The sequence below is a fragment of the Nocardiopsis sp. NPDC057823 genome, assembly GCF_042797335.1.
Taxonomy (GTDB): domain Bacteria; phylum Actinomycetota; class Actinomycetes; order Streptosporangiales; family Streptosporangiaceae; genus Nocardiopsis; species Nocardiopsis changdeensis.
Map to the genome: position 1 here is coordinate 82505 of NZ_JBHVLR010000020.1, position 19856 is coordinate 102360.

At 76.4% G+C, this 19856-nt stretch carries 15 protein-coding genes; 5 read left to right on the plus strand and 10 right to left on the minus strand.

The features are described from left to right. Positions 1-74 precede the first annotated feature (74 nt). Entirely contained in the window at positions 75-2849 is a 2775-nt protein-coding gene (locus ACFVNO_RS26030; protein WP_378896368.1) for a glycoside hydrolase family 3 C-terminal domain-containing protein, read from the plus strand. Positions 2850-2892: 43 nt separating this feature from the next. Here ACFVNO_RS26030 and ACFVNO_RS26035 read toward each other — a convergent pair whose 3' ends face one another. The 6 genes from ACFVNO_RS26035 to ACFVNO_RS26060 form a co-directional block, all read right to left on the minus strand. Then, positions 2893-4077 carry a VWA-like domain-containing protein gene (locus ACFVNO_RS26035; protein WP_255646986.1) on the minus strand — a complete coding sequence of 395 codons (1185 nt, stop codon included), beginning with the start codon at positions 4075-4077 and terminating at the stop codon, positions 2893-2895. A 4-nt stretch (positions 4078-4081) separates the two neighbouring features. Continuing rightward, positions 4082-5272, minus strand: a complete 1191-nt coding sequence (locus tag ACFVNO_RS26040; protein WP_255646987.1) for an AAA family ATPase — start codon at positions 5270-5272, stop codon at positions 4082-4084. A 117-nt stretch (positions 5273-5389) separates the two neighbouring features. Beyond that, positions 5390-6817, minus strand: a complete 1428-nt coding sequence (locus ACFVNO_RS26045; protein ID WP_378896372.1) for an ankyrin repeat domain-containing protein — start codon at positions 6815-6817, stop codon at positions 5390-5392. Continuing rightward, positions 6814-8577: an ankyrin repeat domain-containing protein gene (locus tag ACFVNO_RS26050; RefSeq protein WP_378896375.1), complete on the minus strand. Its 1764-nt coding sequence runs from the start codon at positions 8575-8577 to the stop codon at positions 6814-6816. Before ACFVNO_RS26050 ends, ACFVNO_RS26045 begins: the two co-directional genes overlap by 4 nt. Beyond that, positions 8574-10292, minus strand: a complete 1719-nt coding sequence (locus tag ACFVNO_RS26055; RefSeq protein ID WP_378896378.1) for a hypothetical protein — start codon at positions 10290-10292, stop codon at positions 8574-8576. The genes ACFVNO_RS26050 and ACFVNO_RS26055 overlap by 4 nt, the downstream gene beginning before the upstream one ends. Then, positions 10289-12019: an ankyrin repeat domain-containing protein gene (locus ACFVNO_RS26060; protein WP_378896381.1), complete on the minus strand. Its 1731-nt coding sequence runs from the start codon at positions 12017-12019 to the stop codon at positions 10289-10291. The genes ACFVNO_RS26055 and ACFVNO_RS26060 overlap by 4 nt, the downstream gene beginning before the upstream one ends. Positions 12020-12218: 199 nt before the next feature. Between ACFVNO_RS26060 and ACFVNO_RS26065 the strand changes: the two genes are divergently transcribed. Beyond that, positions 12219-12758 (plus strand): class IV adenylate cyclase, encoded by a 540-nt coding sequence (locus ACFVNO_RS26065; protein ID WP_378896384.1) that lies wholly within the window; start codon positions 12219-12221, stop codon positions 12756-12758. 143 nt (positions 12759-12901) lie between these two features. Beyond that, on the plus strand, positions 12902-13480 hold the full coding sequence (locus ACFVNO_RS26070; protein ID WP_378896387.1) for a dihydrofolate reductase family protein: 579 nt from the start codon (positions 12902-12904) through the stop codon (positions 13478-13480). Between the two features lie 20 nt (positions 13481-13500). Here ACFVNO_RS26070 and ACFVNO_RS26075 read toward each other — a convergent pair whose 3' ends face one another. Both ACFVNO_RS26075 and ACFVNO_RS26080 read right to left on the minus strand, forming a co-directional pair. Next, a complete protein-coding gene (locus tag ACFVNO_RS26075; protein ID WP_378896454.1) occupies positions 13501-14487 on the minus strand; it encodes an endonuclease/exonuclease/phosphatase family protein in 987 nt (328 codons plus the stop codon). A 119-nt stretch (positions 14488-14606) separates the two neighbouring features. Then, the gene (locus ACFVNO_RS26080) at positions 14607-15344 is read right to left on the minus strand and encodes a M15 family metallopeptidase (RefSeq protein ID WP_378896390.1); all 738 of its coding nucleotides are present in this window, start codon (positions 15342-15344) and stop codon (positions 14607-14609) included. 86 nt (positions 15345-15430) lie between these two features. Between ACFVNO_RS26080 and ACFVNO_RS26085 the strand changes: the two genes are divergently transcribed. Both ACFVNO_RS26085 and ACFVNO_RS26090 read left to right on the plus strand, forming a co-directional pair. Beyond that, positions 15431-16162, plus strand: coding sequence for a response regulator transcription factor (locus ACFVNO_RS26085; protein ID WP_378896393.1), 732 nt, complete (start codon positions 15431-15433; stop codon positions 16160-16162). Next, complete coding sequence (locus ACFVNO_RS26090) at positions 16155-17246, plus strand: HAMP domain-containing sensor histidine kinase (protein ID WP_355257226.1); 1092 nt, start codon at positions 16155-16157, stop codon at positions 17244-17246. The genes ACFVNO_RS26085 and ACFVNO_RS26090 overlap by 8 nt, the downstream gene beginning before the upstream one ends. Positions 17247-17276: 30 nt before the next feature. Here the strand turns inward: ACFVNO_RS26090 and ACFVNO_RS26095 are convergent, their stop codons facing one another. Continuing rightward, the gene (locus ACFVNO_RS26095; RefSeq protein ID WP_378896397.1) at positions 17277-18044 is read right to left on the minus strand and encodes a hypothetical protein; all 768 of its coding nucleotides are present in this window, start codon (positions 18042-18044) and stop codon (positions 17277-17279) included. Positions 18045-18213: 169 nt separating this feature from the next. Then, positions 18214-19773 carry an MFS transporter gene (locus ACFVNO_RS26100; RefSeq protein ID WP_378896400.1) on the minus strand — a complete coding sequence of 520 codons (1560 nt, stop codon included), beginning with the start codon at positions 19771-19773 and terminating at the stop codon, positions 18214-18216. Positions 19774-19856 lie beyond the last annotated feature (83 nt).

Here is a 19856-nt window from a genome sequence, read left to right on the forward strand (position 1 = left end):
AGGGTTCTGCGGCGAACGAAGTCGAAGCGTTTCGATTTCGGTGGACATTGGCACCCACGAGGGACGGAAGCCCCATGAGCGACCCGGTCACAGACCCCGTGCACACCGACCCGTCCCGGACGGACGGGGAGCGCCTGGCGGCCCTGGTCGCCGCGCTCACCACCGAGGAGCGGATCGGGCTGCTGCACCAGTACCAGGCACCCGTCCCCCGGCTGGGGCTGGCCGGGTTCCGCACCGGGACCGAGGCCCTGCACGGCCTCGCCTGGTTGGGCACCGCCACCGTGTTCCCCCAGGCCCTGGGCCTGGCCGCGACCTGGGACCCGGAGCTGGTACGCCGGGTCGGCGAGGCCGTCGCCGACGAGGTCCTGGCCGCCCGCGACCGCGGCGCCGGGCGCAACGTCTGGGCGCCGGTGGTCAACCCGCTGCGCGACCCCCGCTGGGGCCGCAACGAGGAGGGGTGGTCGGAGGACCCCTGGCTCACCGGGCTGCTGGCCACCGCCTACGCCCGGGGGCTGGCCGGGGACGGGCCCCGGCTGCGCACCGCGCCCACCCTCAAGCACTTCCTCGGCTACAACAACGAGACCGACCGCTGCACCACCTCCAGCGGCCTGCCGCCGCGGGTGCTGCACGAGTACGAGCTGCCCGCCCACCTGCCCGCCCTGCGCGCGGGCGCGGCCGTCGCGGTGATGCCCTCCTACAACCTGGTCAACGGCAGGCCCGCCCACCTGAGCCCGCTGATCGAGGACGTGCTGCGCGCGGCCGCCCCCGACGACCTGCTCGTGGTCAGCGACGCCATGGCCCCCGGCAACCTGTTCGGCCTCCAGGGCTTCCACCCCGACGGCCCCACCGCCTACGCCCACGCCGTACGGGCCGGGCTGGACTCCTTCACCCAGGACGACGACCGGCCCGAGGCCACCCTGGACCACCTGCGGGAGGCGCTGCGGCGCGGGCTGCTCACCGACGCGGACCTGGAACGGGCGGTCCGCCACGTGCTCTCGGTGCGGCTGCGCCTGGGCGAGTTCGACCCCGGCCCCGCCCCCGAGGGCTCCCTGGACACCCCCGCCCACCGGGCCCTGGCCCGGGAGGCGGCCACCCGCTCCCTGGTCCTGCTCCGCAACGAGGGCGGGGTGCTGCCCCTGCGGGACGTGCGCCGGGTCGCAGTCCTGGGCCCGCTCGCCGACACCGTCCTGACGGACTGGTACAGCGGGACCCCGCCCTACGCGGTCACCGCGAAGGAGGGCGTCGCCGAGCGCGTCGAGGTCGTCCACCACGACGGCGCCGACCGGATCCGGCTGACCTCGCTGGTGACGGCGGTCGCCGAACCCGTGTCCGGGGAACCGCTGCGCCTGGACGGTGGAGAGGGCGACGTGTTCGCCCTGCTGGACTGGGGCGGCGGGGCGTTCACCCTGCGCTCGGAGCGCACCGGCCTGCACCTGGACGAGGGCCCCGACGGGACCCTGGCCTGCACCGCGCCCGGGCCGGGCGGCTGGGAGGTGCGCCAGACCCTGCGCCTGGAGGCGGCCAACCCGGCCGGCGGCCCGGAGGGCCCCTACCACCTGGTCCAGGTCCACACGGGGCGGCGGGTCGGCGTCCGCGCGGACGGGGTCCTGGCCCTGGTGGAGGAACCCGGCGACGGCTGCCCGTTCTGGATCGACCGGGTGTCCTCCGGAGCGCTGGAGGCCGCCCGGGCCGCGGCCGCCGCCGACGTCGCCGTGGTGGTCGTCGGCGACCACCCCATGGTCAACGGGCGCGAGACCGAGGACCGCGCCGACCTGGAACTCCCCGCAGCCCAGCGGCACCTGGTCCGCATGGTGCGCTCGGCCAACCCCGCCTCGGTACTGGTGATCAGCAGCGGCTGCCCCTTCGCGGTCACCTGGGCCGACGAGAACGTCCCCGCGGTCCTGTGGTCGGCGCACGGCGGGCAGGAGTACGGCCGCGCCCTGGCCGACGTCCTGTTCGGCGACGCCGAACCGTCCGGGCGGCTCACCCAGACCTGGTACCGGTCCGCCGACGACCTGCCCGACCTCCTCGACTACGACGTCATCGGGTCCGGGGCCACCTACCTGTACTTCGAGGGCGAGCCCCTGTACCCGTTCGGCCACGGGCTGGGGTACGCCGAACCCGTCTACGGGGAGCCGGAGGCGGTCGTCGACGGCGGCCGGGTGACCGTGCGGGTGCCGGTGGCCAACCCGGGCGACCGGCCGCTGGAGGAGGTCGTCCAGGTCTACACGCGCCAGCTCTCCTCCCGGGTGCGGGTCCCGGTGCGGGCGCTGCGGGGCTTCGCCCGGCTGCGGCTGGGACCGGGGGAGGAGGCCGTCGCCGAGATCGGGTTCGACGCCGCCGACCTGGCCCGCTGGGACACCGTCCGCGAGCGCTTCACCGTGGAGGACGCCCCCCGCGAGGTCCTGGTGGGGCGCTCGGCCGCCGACATCCGGGGGACCGCGCCCCTGGACGTCCCGGGGGAGCCGCCCGCGGTCCGCCGCGGCACCTGGTCGGCGGCCGGGTACGAGGAGCAGCGCGGCACCGCCCTGTGCCCGCTCACCCCCGAACGCGGCGACGCCGTGCGCTTCACGGAGCCCGGCGCCCGCCTGCTGTTCCGCGACACGGACCTCACCGGGGCGAGCGGCATCCGGGTGCTCGCCAACGCCGACCGGGACACCGAGCTGCGGGTGCACCTGGACGGCCCGGACACCGGGCCCGCGGCGGTGCTGCGCGTCCCGGCGGGCACGGGCCCCCACGACTTCGCCGAGGCCGTGGCCGCCCTCGCGCCGGGCACCGCCGGGGTACGCGACCTGTACCTGGTCTGCGAGGTCCCCGGGGCCGCCGTGGCCGCCGTCACCCTGGACTGACGCGCGGCGCCCCGCCGGGGCGCCGCGCGGACACCCGCGGGCGTCAGCCGGTGACGTACACCTTCTCGATCCACGGGGGAGGGTCCGGCGGGGCGTCGCCGATCAGCGCCGCGACCACCCGGGCCGCCGAGGGCTCGGACGGCCACGGCGTGTACCCGTCGGTGAGCACGATGACCACCTGCGGGCGCTGCGGGGCGCGCAGCGCCGCCTCGATGCCCACCCGCATGTCGGTCCCGCCGCCGCCGAGCAGCTCCACCTGGTCGGCGGAGGTCACCCGGCGGACCACCTGCACGTCGGCGTCGCAGGACAGCACCGCCACCCGCTCCTTGCCGACGCCCACCTCCTTGAGCACGCCGGAGACCTCGGCCAGGGCCGCCGCCAGGTCGTCCTCGGACATGGAGCCGGAGGTGTCCACCACCACCGCCACCCGCGGCATCGGGCGGCGCAGGCTCGGCAGGATCACCCCGCGCATCGCCCCGCTGCGCCGCGAGGGCCGCGCGTAGGTGTAGTCCACCGCGCCCCCGGCCCAGGCCAGGGCCTCGCGCACCGCGCCCGCCAGCACCCGGCGCCAGTCCACGGTGGGCTGGAGGATCTCCTCCGCCCACCGCTTCCAGCCCCCGGGAAGGGAACCCCGGGTGCGCTGGTGGGAGCGCATCGCCTCGGCGGTGGACCGGCGCAGCGCCCCCGCCTCCACGTCGCCGACCCCGCCCGCGGGTCCGGGCTCCTCCCAGGGGCGCCCCACGCCGTGCGCGCCTGACCCGCAGTCGTGGCTCCTGACGTCTTCGGGCAGCAGCCGCAGGTACGCCTCGAACATCAGCCCCTCGGGCATCCCGAACCGCTGGGGGCTCATCGTCCCCTCGGGCAGCGGCAGCCCGTCGGCGAGGATGTCGTCGTTGATCTCGCAGTCCTGGGCGATGTTGACCCGCATGTGGTCGCGCTGCTCCGCGGCGGGCAGCCGGTCGCTGCGCCCGTGGTGGTCGCGCAGCAGGTGGGACACCTCGTGGACCCACACGCCCGCCAGCTCCGGGACGGGGGTGCGCGCCACGAACTCCGGCGACACGTAGCAACGCCACCGGCGGTCCACCCCCATCGTGGGCACCTGCCGGGTCTCCACGACGGTCAGCGAGTACAGTGCCGCCGCCAGGTAGGGGCGGTCCTGGGCGGCCCGGTACCGGGCCGCCAGCAGTTTGGTCCGGTCCAGCCGGACCACGTCCTCCCCGGTCTCCACCGGGTCAGCTCCCCGGCAGCGCGCCGGACAGCCGCAGCAGGTCCACGAACGCGTCGATGTCCTCGGGCACCGGCCAGGCCGGGTCGCGCATCATCGCCAGGTCGGTGGCGGCGCGGGCGGCCACGTCGGGCACCCCCGCCTCCACGGCCTTGGCCAGCACCTGCCAGCCCGCCTCCCAGCGGCGCCGGGTCGGCTCGCTGCGCACCGCCGACACCACCGCGGTCAGGAACGCCAGCTGGCGGTCGCCCCGCTCGGGGAGCGCGAACGCCTTGGGGTCGGCGAGCACCCGGTTCGGGTCGGGCAGGTCGAGCTGCTCCATGTACGACAGCAGCTCCAGGCCCGCCCCGTCGCCGATGGCGCCGACCACCGCCTCCGAGAGCGCCTGCCGGGAGGCGCCGGCGGCGCCCCCGGTGGCCAGCAGCCGCAGCACCATCTCCCAGGTGCGCGGCGAGGGCCAGGCGCCGCCCCGCCCCTCCGCGCTCTCGGGGAGGCTGTGCGCCAGGCCCGGACGGGCGGTGAGGAAGCCGGACACCACACCGCGGGCCTGGGCGATCGCCGTGGACACCCGGTCCGGGGCGACCAGCGGCATCGACGCGGCGGGCCACACCCCGGTCATGCCGCGGGCCACGGTGCGGGGGTCGTGGGTCCAGCGCAGGTGCACGAACCGGTTGGCCAGCGGCGGGGCCAGGTGCCAGCCGTCGGCGGCGCTGGAGGGCGGGTTGGCCGCGGCCACGATCCGCACCGCCGGGGGCAGCTCCAGGCTCCCGACCCGGCGTTCGAGGACCACCCGCAGCAGGGCGGCCTGCACGGCGGGCGGAGCCGAGGACAGCTCGTCGAAGAACAGCAGCCCGGTGCCCCGCGCGGCCAGCCGCACCGCCCACGCCGGGGGCGCCATGGGCACCCCGTCGCGGGCCGGGTCGTCGCCGACCACGGGCAGGCCGGAGAAGTCGGAGGGCTCGTGGACGCTGGCGATCACGGTCTCCAGCGGCAGCCCCAGCTCCAGGGCGAGGCGCTCCAGTCCGGCGGACTTGCCGATGCCGGGCTCCCCCCACAGCAGGACGGGCAGGTTGGCGGTGACCGCCAGGGCCAGTGCCTCCAGCTGGGGGTTCTCGGCGGGCTCGGACCGCCGGTCGAGGAGCTGCCGGGTGAGGTCGTCGGCGGCCGCGAGCGGCGCCGGTGTGTCGGTGATGGTCACGTCTTCTTCCGATGGTCGTCGGGGGCTCGGAGTTCGCACCGCGGTTCCTCCCGCGCTCGTGCGTGGATCCTCCCAAAGGGGGGTGACGGAACGGGTCCGGGGCCGGGGTGGCCCCGGTCACTCCCCGGCCGACAGCTCCGCGAGCAGTTCCTCCCACGGCCCGGCGTCGGGGTACAGGCCCCATCCCGTGTGCCGGCGGACGATGGACGCCAGCGACTCCGGGGCGTGCCTCCCCACGCCGAGCCCGTCGGTGCGGGCCCCGGCGGCGATCAGCGCCCGGACCAGAGCGGTGTCGCCGCCGTGCCTGACCGCCGAGTACAGCGGGGTGACCCCCGGCCCGGCCTCGGCGTCCACGTCGAGCCCGGCGGCGAGCAGCCGGGGGAGCAGCACCGCGTGGTCCGTGTGGGCGAGGTGGTGCAGCAGGGTCAGCCCGGCCCCGTCGCGGATCCGGGGGTCCCCGCCCGCCGCCAGGTAGCGCAGGACGGTGTCGGTGCCGCCGTTCCGGACGCGGGCGAAGAACTCCGTCCGGTGGTCGCGCAGCCGCCAGGGCAGCCCCCTCCCGCCGGTGCGCCAGATCCCGGCCACCCGGAAGCACCCGTGGCTCCGGCCGCCGAGCGCTCGCAGCGCCGACTCCCGGGCGTACTCCGCGTCGGTGTGCGGTCCGGCGAGCCGCCCGTCGCGCAGGGAGACGAGGTGCCACGCGCCGCCGCATCGCACCCGGACCGGCTCCGGCGGCTCCCAGGGCGGCGGCCCCACCGGGCCGTCGGCGGGCGGCAGGGCCGGGGCCAGCGCCGCCCGGACCACGGGGTGCAGGTGGTCCGGCGGCAGGCCGATCCGGACCGCGTGGAGGTCGTCGGGCACCCGCCGGGCTCCTGCGCCCGGGTGCGGGCCGGACCCTCCCCGGCCCGGGGAGGCCGCCCACTCGGAGCGGGCGGCGGGGTCGCCCCCGGGGCCGGGGTCCTCGGAGGGGAGCAGGTGGGGGCCGCGCACGGAGCCGTCGGGGTTCAGGAACGGGGCGCGCTCGGCGCTCCCGCCCCACCGTTCGCGGGTCTCGTGGACGTACCGGGCGTCCCACAGGTACCGCTTCCCCTCCCACGGCTCCACGTACCGGCGGATGCCGCGCCCGTAGGCGCCCCGGTCACCGGTGAGGGGCCCGTCGGCGAGCTCCAGCACGAGCCGGTGACCGGGCGCGCCCAGGGGAGCGGGGGACAGGACGGCCAGCCGCAGCCCGGGCCCGGGACGGGACAGCGTCACGGCGGCGGAGGCCCGCAGCTCCGGCCGGTCCCGGACCGGGGCGCGGGGGAAGTGCCAGCGGACCAGGTCCGGGACGAGGTGGCGCAGGTCGTCCAGGAGGGCGTCGGCAACCTGCGCGCCGTGCTCGCCGCGGACCCGGTCGGGGTCGATCCGGACGTCGACCCCGGCGGCCTCGCAGGCGCCGCGCCAGTCCCCGGCCAGACGGCGCTCGGTGGCGCGCTCGATCATCTCCCGCGTCACCGAGAAGCGGCGGTGCCGCGCCAGGTGGTTCGCGCGGTCGGACCGGCTCACGGGTCCCTCCTCGGCCGGGGGAGTCCTCTTCCGGGGGCGGCCGGCCCCTCCGGCCCGCGCAGCTCCTCCAGCAGTTCCCGCCAGCGTTCCGGGTCGGCGGGCACGCGGTGGCCCGACACCGACTCCAGCTCCGATCGCAGGTCCAGGGGACGGGAGCGGTCGTAGGCGATGGCCCGGGTGCGGGCCCCGGCGGCGATCAGCGCCCGGACCAGGGACGGGTCCCCGCCGTAGCGGAGCGCCCGGTGGACCGGGGTCGAGCGCAGCCCGTTCTCCGCGTCCACGTCGAGCCCGGCCTCCAGCAGACGCGGCAGCAGCACCGTGTGGTCGAGGTGGTACAGCTCGTGGAGCAGGGTGTTGAGCTCGCCGTCGCGGACGCGGGGGTCGCCGCCGGTGTCCAGGTAGTCGACCAGGGCGCCGGTGTCGCCGTGCCGGATCCGCTCGAAGAGCTCGGCCCGCCGGGCGTGCAGCCCCTTGGGCAGCCACCCCCGTCCGGTACGCCAGGACTCGGCGGCGCGGAAGCAGGGGCTGACGGTGCCGCCCAGGGCCGACAGCGCCCGCTCCCGGGCCTGCTCCTCCCCGGTGTGCGGGGTGACCAGGCGCCCGTCCCGCAGGGAGAGGGTGTGCCACTCCTTTCCGCAGCGCGCCCGGACCGGTGCGACGGGTTCCCACGGGGGCGGGCCGACGGGTCCGTCGGCGGGCGGCCGGGCCGGGGCGAGCGCCTCCCTGAGGAGGGGGTGCAGGTGGTCGGGGGACAGCCCGTCCCGGACCGCGTCGACGTCCTCCGGCCGGGCCCAGCAGGCCCTGGGCAGGGACAGTGCCGGATCCGGCTCCGCGCCCCCGTACGGGGTCATGGCCACCCGGACCCGGTGTCCGTCGTACCGGACGGTGATCCTGAGGTGGTACGAGTCGGGGAACCCGGCGGCCGCCCCGTACCCGAGGGCGGCCAGGCCGCCGAGCTCCGCCCGCCACCGTCCCGCGGACACGGGTATCCGCTCCAGGACCCGGACCGTCCCCTCATCGGCGGCCTCGACCCCGGCGGCGCGCAGCGCTTCGGCGACCCGTCCGGTCTGGTGGAGGTGGTCGATCCATTCGGTGCGGGCGGCCCGGTCGCCGGGGCCGGGGTCGGCGGTGGGGAGCTCGGCCACGGTGCGGGGGGTGCCGTCGGGGTTCAGGAAGGGGGCGCGGTCGGGGCCGCCGCCCCAGCGCTCGCGGGTCTCGTGCACGTGCCGGACGTCCCACAGGTACCGCGACGAGGACCACAGCTGCGGTTCGTACAGCCGGGTCCGCCCGGGGGACGCGTCGAGGGTCAGTTCCTCGTGGGCCGTCAGCCCCAGCACGAGGCGCTGCGACCAGGGACCCCCCTCGTACCGGCTCGTGCGCCGCCGGGGGGAGCGGACCGTCAGCCACGGGCCCCGGTCGCCCCCGGGGCGGGACAGCACCGGGAACAGGTGCTCCTCCACCCCGGTCCGGTCGTCGGCCTGCCGGGGGTGGTGCCAGCGGACCAGGTCGGGCACGAGGTGGCGCAGGTCGTCCAGGAGGGCGTCGGCGAACTCCGCGCCGTGCTCCCGGCGCGCCTGCTCCGGGTCGAGGCGCACGTCGATGCCCGCGGCCGCGCAGGCGCCGCGCCAGTCTCCGGCCAGGCGGCGCTCGGTGGCGCGCTCGATCATCTCCCGCGGCACCGCGAAGCGGCGGATCCGCATCAGCGCGCCCGCCCGCTCCGGGCGGTGCGACGCGGAGGACGGGCGGCGGGGGACGGTCACAGCAGTTCCCTCAGCGCTTGGGCCCTGGCCGGGTGGGTCGAGGCCGCCCGCTCCTCGACGAGGTCGTCCAGGTCCCGCAGGCCGGGGCCGTCGTCCTCTTCGGGCGCGATGCCCTCGGTGCGCGCGCCCGCGTCCAGGAGCGCCCGTAGCAGCGAGAGCACTCCGCCGGAGCACACGGCCGTGCCCAGCGGGGTGAACCCCTCGTCGTTCACGGCGTCGAGGTCGAGTCCCGCGTCGAGCAGCGCCCGCAGCAGGGGGACCCCGTCCCCGGGGCCGTCCGCGCCCGACGGTCCGGGCACGGGGGCCCTATGGTCCAGCAGGTGCAGGAGGTGCAGCAGGGTGTCCCCCTGCCCGCCGCGGATCCGGGGGTCCCCGCCCGAGGCGAGGTAGGCCACGACGGCGTCGGTGTCGCCGCTGCGGATCCGCCTGAACAGGTCCACCCGCATCAGGCGCAGCGCCTTGGGCAGCCGCCCGTACCCGGTCTCCCACGCCCGCAGGACCGGGAGGCAGCCCGACACCGGCCCGCCCAGCGCGCCCAGCACGGTCTCCCGGGCCAGGTCCTCGTCCCGGTGCGGAACGTTGAGGCGGCCGCCGGAGAGCTCGACGGTGTGCCACTCCCCGCCGCAGCGGACCCGGAACGGTTCCAGCGGTGCCCACGGGGGCGGACCGACGGGTCCGCCGACGGGCGGCCGGGCCGGGGCGAGCGCCTCCCTGAGGAGGGGGTGCAGGTGGTCGGGGGACAGCCCGTCCCGGAGGACGTCCAGGTCCGGGGGCCTCTTCCACAGCGCCTCGGGCAGCAGCGGGGCGTCGTCCGTCCGGTCCAGGTGTCCGAGCCGGATGCGGTCCCCGTCGCGGCGCACCTCCAACCGGGGCGAGTCCCAGTCCTCGCGCAGGCGGACGCAGGCCCGTTCCGGGCCGCCCGCCGCGGTCAGCCGGGAGAACCCGGCGGACAGGAGCGCCGGGGACAGGAACGCGAGGTCGGGCACGGTCCCCCCGGGGAAGTCCCCCGGATCGCACACGATCCCGGCGGCGGCGAAGGCCTCGGCCATCCGTCCGGTCCGGTGGAGGTGGTCGATCCATTCGGTGCGGGCGGCGGGGTCGCCGGGGCCGGGGTCGGCGGTGGGGAGCTCGGCCACGGTGCGGGGGGTGCCGTCGGGGTTCAGGAACGGGGCGCGTTCGGCGCTCCCGCCCCACCGTTCGCGGGTCTCGTGGACGTACCGGGCGTCCCACAGGTGCCGTGACACCTGTCGGAGGACCTCCTCCCCGCGGCCGCGGTCCGGCTCGGCATCGGTGTCCACGTCCAGGATGACGCCCTCCGGCGTGCCGGCGTCGTCCCACCGGAGCCGGGCCGTGATCCGTGGGCCCCGGCCGTCGCCGTGCCGGGAGAGCTCGAAGCCGTCCGCGGGGACCAGCGCGGCGGGTGAGTACAGGGCCCGCGGGAAGTGCCAGCGCAGCAGGTCGGGGACGAGATGGAGCAGATCCTCTTGGACCGCGTCCGCCGCCTCCGCGCCCTGGTCCCGGCGCACGCGGTCCAGGTCGATCCACACGTCGACCCCGGCGGCCTCGCAGGCGCCCTCCCAGTCACCGTCGAGGCGGCACTCGGTGGCGCGCTCGATCATCGTCCACGGCACCGGATGGCGGCGGAGGTACCGCGCCAGGTCGGTCCGCCCCCCGGTCCGCGCGTTCCCCGCTGTGTCCTGTGGTCCGGCGTTCATTCCTCTTCCTCTCCTGCGCCGATGAGCTCCTGCCAGGCCGGGTCGGAGCCGTCGGCCTCCCAGCGCACGTCGACGGCGTCCTCGAACGTCTCGCCGTGCCGGTCGTCGCCGCCGATGTCCTCCGTCCGCGCGCCCGCTTCCAGCAGCGCCCGGGCCAGGCCCGGCGGACCGCCCAGCCGGGTGGTGCGGAACAGCGGGGTCTGCTCCTCGCCGTCCCGGGCGTCGACCTCCGCTCCGGCGGCCAGTAGGCGCGGCAGCAGGGCCTCGTGGTCGAGCAGGTGCAGGTAGTGCAGCAGGGTCCGGCCTCCCCGGTCGCGGACCCGCGGGTCGCCGCCCGCGTCCAGGTAGGCGAGCAGCGCGTCGGTGTCCCCCTGCTTCACCCGGTCGAACAGGTCGTCGCGCAGGCGGGCCAGCGCCCGGGGCAGGCGGCCCCGGCCGGTGGTCCACGCCTCGCGGGCCCCGTGGCAGCCGGTCGCCGCTCCGCCCAGGGCGCGTAGCGCGGCCTCGCGTTCCTGTTCCTGATCCGTGTGCGGGAGGGCCAGGCGGCCGCCGGCGTGGGAGAGGGTGTGCCACTCGCCGTTGCAGCGCACCCGCACCGGTCCGGGGGACAGGGGCGGGGGAGGGCCGACCGGGCCCCCGGCGGGCGGACGGGCGGGGGCCAGCGCCTCGCGGACCAAGGGGTGGAGCTCGTCGGGGGACAGGCCGTCGCGGACCACGTCCACGTCGACCGGGGGCAGGCGGCACACCTCGGGGAGGATCGCCCCGTCGCCGTCCTTCTCCCAGGACCTCCACGCCTCCAGGCGGAACGACGTGGACCCGTCGGGGGAGCGCTCGACCACGAAGCGGCCGTCCGCGTCGTAGGGGAACCAGTGCACGCTCCCGAGCCCGGCCTCCGCCAGCCGCTCGACCTCGCCGGCCAGCCGGGACACGGCCAGGGGCGTGTAGGAGAGCGCTTCGACCGGGTCCACCGGGCCGGTGTACTCCCTCTCCACGGGGGCGGGGTCGAACACGATCCCGGCGGCGGCGAAGGCCTCGGCGACCCGTCCCGCGCGGTGCAGGCCGTCGATCCATTCGGTGCGGGCGGCCCGGTCGCCGGGGCCGGGGTGGGTGGCGGGCAGTTCGTCCGACGTCCGCGGGGTGCCGTCGGGGTTCAGGAAGGGGGCGCGTTCGGCGCTACCACCCCACCGTTCGCGGGCCTCGTGCACGTGCCGGGCGTCCCACAGGTACCGGGAGGTCTCCCACACGTGCGGGAGGTTCTCCCAGTGGTTCACCCGCATGGCGGACTCGCAGCGCTCCAGCAGGACGTCCGACCAGGAGTGCCCGGCGACCTTCAGGACCAGGCGGCGGTGGCCGTAGGTGTGCGGGTCGGTCCGGTGGACCGACAGCCAGGGGCCGTCGGCGCCGCCGGGCCGGGACAGCAGCAGCCGCTGGCCGGGCAGCAGCCGGCCGTCGCCGTGCCAGAACCGGGGGAAGTGCCAGCGGAGCAGGTCGGGCACCAGGTGGTGGAGGTCGTCCAGGAGCCGGTCGGTGAACTCCGCGCCGTGTTCGCGCCGCAGCGCCCGCAGGTCGAGGTCGACCGCCACGTCGGCTGCGGCGCAGGCACCGAGCCAGTCCCCGGCCAGGCGGCGCTCGGCGGCGCGTTCGATCATGGTGCGCGGGACGCCGTGTCGGCGGCCCTTGCGCAGCCCGGCGGCGCGCATCGGCCGATGCGCCTTCGAGGGGTTCACGCGGCGTTCTCCTTCACCGATCCGGACCTTTCCGGCACAGCTTTCCAGAAGCCCCGGACGCACCGCACGGGGAGGCGGCCCGAGCGCCGTCGGGCACCGCGTTCGCGGATGCGGGCCGATCCCCCGGTTTCCCGGACGCGGTCCGGCCCGCAGCGGTAGCCTCCCCGGGACGGTGACACCCGGACCGGGAAGGCCTGTGATGGCGCGGGAGATCGAGACGAAGTACCGGGTGCGCGACCCCGACGCCCTGCTCGCCGCGCTGGCGGCCGCCGGTGTCGAGCTCGGCGCCCCGGCCCGCCAGGACGACCAGGCCTACGCCCCCCGGGGCTGGGACCCGTCCCAGGGGAAGGCCGGGTTCACCTTCGCCCGCCTGCGCACCCAGGGCCGGACGCACACCGTCACGACCAAGACCCCCGTGGCGAACGCCATGGAGTGCGTCGAGCACGAGACGGCCGTCGCCGACCGGGAGGCGATGCACGGTGTGCTGACGGCGCTCGGCTACGTCCCGAGCGTGCGCATCGTCAAGACCCGCCGAACCGGGACCGCGGGGCCGATCGGCGTGTGCGTCGACGAGATGGCGGGGGCCGGGGTGTTCCTGGAGCTGGAGCTGGTGGTCGACGACGACCGCGACGGGCGGGCCGCCCAGGCCGGGCTCGACGCCTGGGCCCGCGGCCTGGGCGTGGAGCTGGAGCGCACCACCGACACCTACGACACCCTGGCCCGCCGGACCCCGGCCTGAACCGGACCCCGGCCGTCCGCGCTCCCGGCCCGCGCCGTGTGCCCGGGACGGGTGTGGTCGGATACGGGGCGTCGGGGGTAGGTCGCACTCGTAAGGCCGCCGGTGACAGGGCCGCGGCCGCCGGTGTGTTCCGGGAGGGCATGATGACCGCCACCTACACCTTCGACGTCTTCTCCAGCCTCGACGGCTTCGGCGCAGCCAGCGGCGACTGGACCGGATACTGGGGGAAACAGGGACCCGAGCTGCTCGATCACCGCCTCGCCCTGTACGAGGAGGACCAGAGGATGGTCTTCGGAGCCGTCACGTACCGGGCGTTCGCGCAGATGTGGGCCTCCGGCACGGAGGGGTCCGAGGTCCGCGACCCGTGGGTCGTCCGGATGCGGGACCTCCCGGCGACAGTGGTGTCGGCGACGCTCACCGGCCCCCTGGACTGGCCGGACGCGACCCTCGCGGCCGGGGACGCCGTGGACGTGGTCGCCCGTCTCAAGGAGGAGTCGGGAGTGCCGCTGCGTTCGCACGGCAGCCTGTCGATGAACCGGGCGCTGATGGCCGCCGGGCTCGTCGACCGCGTCCAGGTGACGCTCTTCCCGGTGATCACGGGCAGGACCGGGCTGGACCCGGTCTTCCGGGGTGCGGCCGACTTCGACCTCGAACTGATCGGGACCCGGACACTCGACGGCCGCGTCCAGGAGCTCGTCTACCGGCCCGTCCCGCATGGCTGAGCCCGGGTCCGCGGGCGCCGTCAGCGGAGCCCGGCCGCCACCGGAAGGTGGTCGCTCCCGGTGGCCGGCAGCACCCACGAGCCCTCCGCCTCGACGCCCCGGACCAGGATGTGGTCGATCCGCGCCACCGGGAACGCCGCGGGCCAGCTGAACCCGAAGCCGTCCCCGGCCGTGTCCTGGACCGGCTCCAGGAGCGCGGTGATACCGGACAGCGCGCGGTCGTCCACGGTGCCGTTGAGGTCGCCGAGCAGCACCACCCGCTCGCCGGGCTCGGCGGCGAGGGCCTCGGCGAGCGCCTGCGCGTTGCGGTCCCGGCTGTCCGTCCAGAACCCGGTCCGGGGCGTCAGCCGCACGGACCCCAGGTGGGCCACGTACACCTCCAGCGGCCCCCGGTCCGTGGCGACCGTGGTGCGCAGCGCGCGGTTGTACGCCATCGTGACCTCGTCGGGTTTGGCCTCCCCCAGCGGCCCGGCGTCCATCGCGGTGTCGACCGGGCGGGTGTCGGACAGCGGCAGCCTGCTCCACACCCCGACCGTGCCCAGCACGGCGTGGTACGGGTACTCGTCGGCCAGCTCCTCCTCGTACACGCCCCCGGCCGGCCCGGTCAGCTCCACGAGGGCCAGCACGTCCGCGCCGGAGGCGGCCAGGTCCCGGGCGGTGCCGGCCGGGTCGGGGTTGTCGGCGCCGACGTTGTGGCTCACCACGGTGAGGTCGCCGCCCTCCTGCGCCCTGTCGCCGGGCAGCCCGCCGAAGAGGTTCAGCCACACCGCGACCGGGAGCAGCAGCGCGACCGCGGCGGAGGCGGAGCGGCGCCACAGCGCCCCGGCCAGCAGCACGGGGACCGGCAGGCCGAGCCACGGCAGGAAGCTCTCGACCAGGCTGCCCAGGCCCCCGATCCGGTTGGGGACGTGCGCGTGGAACAGCAGGAGCAGGCCGAGGACGAGCGCGGAGGCCGTGAGCACCGGGCCGCGCCGCCACGGCGCCGGGGTCAGGAGGCCGCGGAACACCCGGAGCGCGCCCGCGCTCCGGCCGCCGCCGTCCTTCGGAGCGGCCGTGTCCGGGGCGGCCGCGGCCGGGGTGTCCGACCGCGCGGCGTCCGCGCGTGCCGGTTCGTGTTCGATGTCGTTCACCGCTGCATCCTCGGGTCCTGGGCGGGGTCGGCGTACATGTCCGGGCAGCCGCGGTCGGCGGCCTCGGGGCGCAGCTCATAGTGCCAGGGCTCGTTCCGGTAGACCTGGCACAGCCCGTATCCCGCGCCGTGCTCGGACAGCCAGGCCGTCGCCGCCGAGGGGCCCAGGTCGACCGCCTCCCCGGCCACGTGGGGGGACGTCGCGGAGGTGGCCACCCAGCGGGCGGCCTCCTCCTCGGAGCCGTGCTCGGCGACCGCCTCGCGCAGCAGCAGGTCCTGGTACGCCGGGGAGCGCCACCCGCTGTTGACGTGGAACACGACACCGGCGTCCGCTGCGTCCGCCGTCGCCCGGCGCAGGGCCTCCAGGAGTTCCGGGTCGAGCCCGGACACGGCCGGGACCCCGTCGTCGAACACCGTCGTCCCGGCGGGAACGAGGCCGTCGGCCGCTCGGAGGCCGTCGCGGCCGTCACCGCGGGGCGTGTCCGGGGGCTCCGCCGCGGTCGAGGGCGAGGGTGCCGGCGAGGACGACGCGGAAGGGGAGGCACTGGGCAGGGCGGGCTCGGAGGACGACCGGAGCGAGGCCCGCGGCTCCCGGAAGCCGTGGACCGCGGCGGCCACCGCCAGGGCGGTGACCAGGACGAGGGCGACCAGGCCGACCGCGGCCGGGCCGGGAACGGTCCGGCCGGAGCCGGTCGGGCGGGCGGGTCCTCGGGGCGCTGTTCGTGTTCGGGCCATGTCCCGAGTCAAGGCGGTGCGGTGTTGCCGGCGCGTATGCGGTTCCGGATACACCGACGATATGTTCGGGCTCCTAACCTGGGGACATGCGAGTCTTGGTCGTCGAGGACGAGCCCTACATGGCGGAGGCCATCCGCGACGGTCTGCGCCTGGCGGCGATCGCCGCGGACGTCGCCGGCGACGGCGACACGGCCCTGGAGCTGCTGGACGTCAACGCCTACGACATCGCCGTCCTGGACCGGGACGTCCCCGGGCCGTCCGGCGACGAGGTCGCCCGGCACATCGTCGCCTCCGGCAGCGGCATGCCGATCCTGATGCTCACCGCCGCCGACCGCCTCGACGACAAGGCCTCGGGGTTCGGGCTCGGCGCCGACGACTACCTGACGAAGCCGTTCGAAATGCGCGAGCTCGTGCTCCGCCTCAGGGCGCTCGACCGCAGGCGCGCCCACAGCAGGCCGCCGGTGCGGGAGATCGCGGGGCTGCGCCTGGACCCGTTCCGCCGCGAGGTCCACCGGGACGGCCGCTACGTGGCGCTCACCCGCAAGCAGTTCGCGGTCCTCGACGTCCTCATGGCGGCGGAGGGCGGGGTCGTCAGCGCCGAGGCGCTGCTGGAGCGGGCGTGGGACGAGAACGCCGACCCGTTCACCAACGCGGTGCGCATCACGGTCTCGGCGCTGCGCAAGCGCCTGGGGGAGCCCTGGGTCATCGCCACCGTGCCGGGGGTGGGGTACCGCATCGACACTGGGACCGGGGGAGGGGACCGGGGCGCGGACCGGGGAGGCGGTGCGGAAGACGGCGGGGGAGGGGCTCGTGGATAGGGCGCCGGGGCCGAGCGTCCGGCTCAGGCTCACCCTCACCTACGCCGGGTTCCTCATGGTGGCGGGCGCCCTGCTGCTCGCCACCGTGTGGGTGTTCCTGCTGCGCGACGTGCAGGTGGTGTCGCACGCGCCGGGCGACTTCACGCCCATCAGCGCCGTGCTCCTGCGCTCCTACCTGCCGGCGACGGTCGGGGTGATGGCGTTCCTGCTGGTGTTCGGCCTGGTGGGAGGGTGGATCCTGGCCGGTCGCATGCTGGCGCCGCTGAGGCGGATCACCGACGCCACCCGGCTGGCGTCGGCCGGGTCGCTCTCCCACCGGATCCGGCTGCCGGGGCGCGCGGACGAGTTCCGCGAACTCGCCGACGCCTTCGACTCCATGCTCGCGCGGATCGAGGCCCACGTCGCCGAGCAGCAGAGGTTCGCGGCCAACGCCTCGCACGAGCTGCGCACCCCGCTGGCGATCTCCAAGGCGCTCCTGGACGTGGCGCGCACCGACCCCGGCCACGACCCCGGTGAGCTCGTCGACCGCCTCCACGTCGTCAACACCCGGGCGATCGACCTCACCGAGGCGCTGCTCGTGCTCGGCCGCGCCGACCGGCGGGCCTTCGCGCGGGAACGGGTCGACCTGTCCCTGGTGGCGGAGGAGGCCGCCGAGACCCTGCTGCCCCTGGCGGAGAAGCGCGGGGTCGCCCTGGAGGCCGACGGAGACATCGCCCCGGTGTCCGGCTCGCCCGCGCTCCTGCTGCTGCTGACCACGAACCTCGTCCAGAACGCGATCGTCCACAACCTCCCGGAGCACGGCGAGGTGCGGGTCCGTACCGGGGCGGGTGCGGGGGGAGGGGCGGTGCTGACCGTCGAGAACACCGGAGAGCGGCTCGCCCCGGAGCTGGTCGCGACCCTCACCGAGCCGTTCCGCCGGGGGACCGAGCGCGTCCACACCGACCACGCGGGAGTCGGGCTGGGGCTGGCCATCGTCCAGAGCATCGCCCGGGCGCACGACGGGGCGCTCACCCTCACGGCGCGGCCCGCGGGCGGCCTCCGCGCGGTCGTGGAATTCCCGGCGGAGGCCAGGCCCGGCACCTGAAGGGGGCCGGGCCGGAGGAGGGCGCGGCCCTCACTCCACGCGGGGGACGGCGTCGCAGAGCAGGTCCAGCGCCGCCTGGGTGCGGCCGGCCTCGTCGAGCGTCTCCTGGACGTCCGGCTCCGCGGGCTTCACCTCGACCTCCAGGACGAGGTTGTCCATGCGGTGGAGGGCGTGGCCGGAGCCGTCCCGGGTGCCGGTGAGCGGGAACCCGACGCCCGGGCAGTCCGGCGACTCGGAGCCGTCCGACTCCGGGCGGGAGGAGTAGTAGTAGGCCTGGGCGGCCTCGGTGCCGTTCTCCTTGCTGAGCCCGTCGACCCGGCTGGTGAAGACGATGACGCGCAGGTCCACCTCGTGGCCGGAGGTGGCACCCCACCCGGGGTGGACCACGCACTCCAGGCCCTCGGCGCCGTACGCGTAGGAGTGGTCCGCGTCGAAGACCTCCAGGTTCTCGCCGTTCCCGGCGATCTCGCTCGCGGCCTCGGTGTCCAGGACCGCGCAGGGGTCCTGCGGGGCGGAGTAGACGTCCTCCGGGCCGAACCAGCCGAGGTAGTAGGCGCCGCCGAACCCGATGCCGGCCGTGGCGAGGAGGAGGAGCGTGCCGCAGCCGCAGCCGATCCAGGCGAGGGTCTTACCGACCGAGCTCTTCTTGGCGGGCGGCTGCCCGGGGTGGGGCTGCCCGGGGTGGCCCTGGGGAGGTCCCCCCTGCGGCTGCCCGGGTGGAGGGCCGGCGGGGGGTTGCGGGCCGGAGGGCCGGGGGGAGCGGGGGTCCTGCGGCCGAGGAGCGCCGTGTTCGTGCATGTGCGTACTTTAGCCAGCGCCGGGGGCGGCGGCCGGGCCGTGTACGGCCTGTTCCGGCCACCGCCGCGTTCGGCGCACGCGCGGCACGCCCGTTCCCGAGCGCGGGAGCCCCCGGCCGCACGGCCGGGGGGCTCCCGCGCGTTCGTCCCGCCGGGGTGGACGGGCGGGGTCAGACGGCCGGTTCGGCCGCGCCGTGCGCGGTGGGCCGCACCCGGCGCAGGAGGGCCACGGCCAGGACCGAGCCGGCCGCCAGCGCCACCGCCCCCGCCAGGGCCGCGGTGCGCATGCTGTCGGCGAACGCCTCCTGGGCGGCCTGTAGCACCGCAGCCGCCTGCGGACCGGTCAGTAGCTCGGACGCTGCCACGGCCCCGCCGATGGTGGCGCCCGCGTCCTGGGCCGCCCCGGCCGACAGGCCCGGCGGCAGGGCGCCCTCCATCGAGGTGCGGTAGACGGCCGCGCCGATGCTGCCCAGCACGGCGATGCCCAGCGCGCCCCCCAGTTCGTTCCCGGTCTCCGACAGCGCCGAGGCCGCGCCCGCCCGCTCGGGCGGGGCCGCGCCGACGACGATGTCGGTGCCCAGCGCGCTCGCCGGCGCCAGGCCCACGGCGAACACCGCCGTCCCCGCCACCACCGCCGTCAGCCCGGCGGCCCCGTCGGCCGAGGCCAGGACCGCGAATCCGACGGCGGCCACGCCCAGGCCCGCGCCCATGACGAAGGCGGGCCGGATACGGCGGGCGGCGACGGTGGCCAGGACCGTTCCCACGAGCATGGCGCCCACCATGGGCAGGGTCCACAGGCCCGCCTGGAACGGGGACATGTCCAGCACCATCTGGAGGTATTGGGCGACGAACAGGTTGATGCCCATCATCAGGCAGCTGCCCAGCGTCATCACGCCGATCGAGGTGGAGAAGGACCGGTCGGCGAGCAGGCGGAGGTCCACCATGGGGCGTTCCAGCGTGCGCTGGCGGCGCACGAACACCGCGCCCACGGCCAGGCCCGCCGCGACCGCCAGCGCGGACGTCCAGCCCGGACCGTGGGCCGCCGCGTCCTTGATCCCGTAGACGACGGCCAGGACCGCGGTCAGCGACAGCAGCGCGCTGAGCGGGTCGGCCGGTCCGGGGTCGGAGGCGCGGTACTCGGGCAGCAGGACGGGGCCCAGCACGAGGAGCAGGCCCATGACCGGCACCGCCAGCAGGAACACCGAGCCCCACCAGAAGTGCTCAAGCAGCGCGCCCCCGGCCAGCGGGCCGATCGCGCCGCCCACCATGAAACCGGCCATCCACACCCCGATCGCCGCGGAGCGCTGGGCGGGGTCCTGGAACATGGTGCGGATCAGCGCCAGTGTGGACGGCATGAGGGTGGCGCCCGCCACGCCCAGGACGGCGCGGGCGGCGATGAGCGTGACCGCGGTGGGCGCGTAGGCGGCCAGGATCGAGGCCGCGGCGAACACCACGGCCCCGGTCAGGAGGAGTCGGCGCCGCCCGATGCGGTCGCCCAGCGCGCCCATGGTGATGAGGAACCCGGCGATGAGGAAGCCGTAGACGTCGGTGATCCACAGCAGTTGGGCGGCGCTGGGGCGCAGGTCGGCGCTCAGGTGGGGGACGGCCAGGTGCAGGACCGTCAGGTCCATGGTGAGGAGCATGGTGGGCAGGGACAGGACGGCCAGTCCGGTCCACTCGCGTGCGCCGGCCCGGGGCGGTGCCGCCAGGCCGGTCTGGGGGTGGGGCATGTGGGGCTCCTCTGGAGGCGGTGTGTCCTACCGGGAAGCATCGGACCTCAACATTTATTGAGGTCAAGTGGATGCCGTCCTCC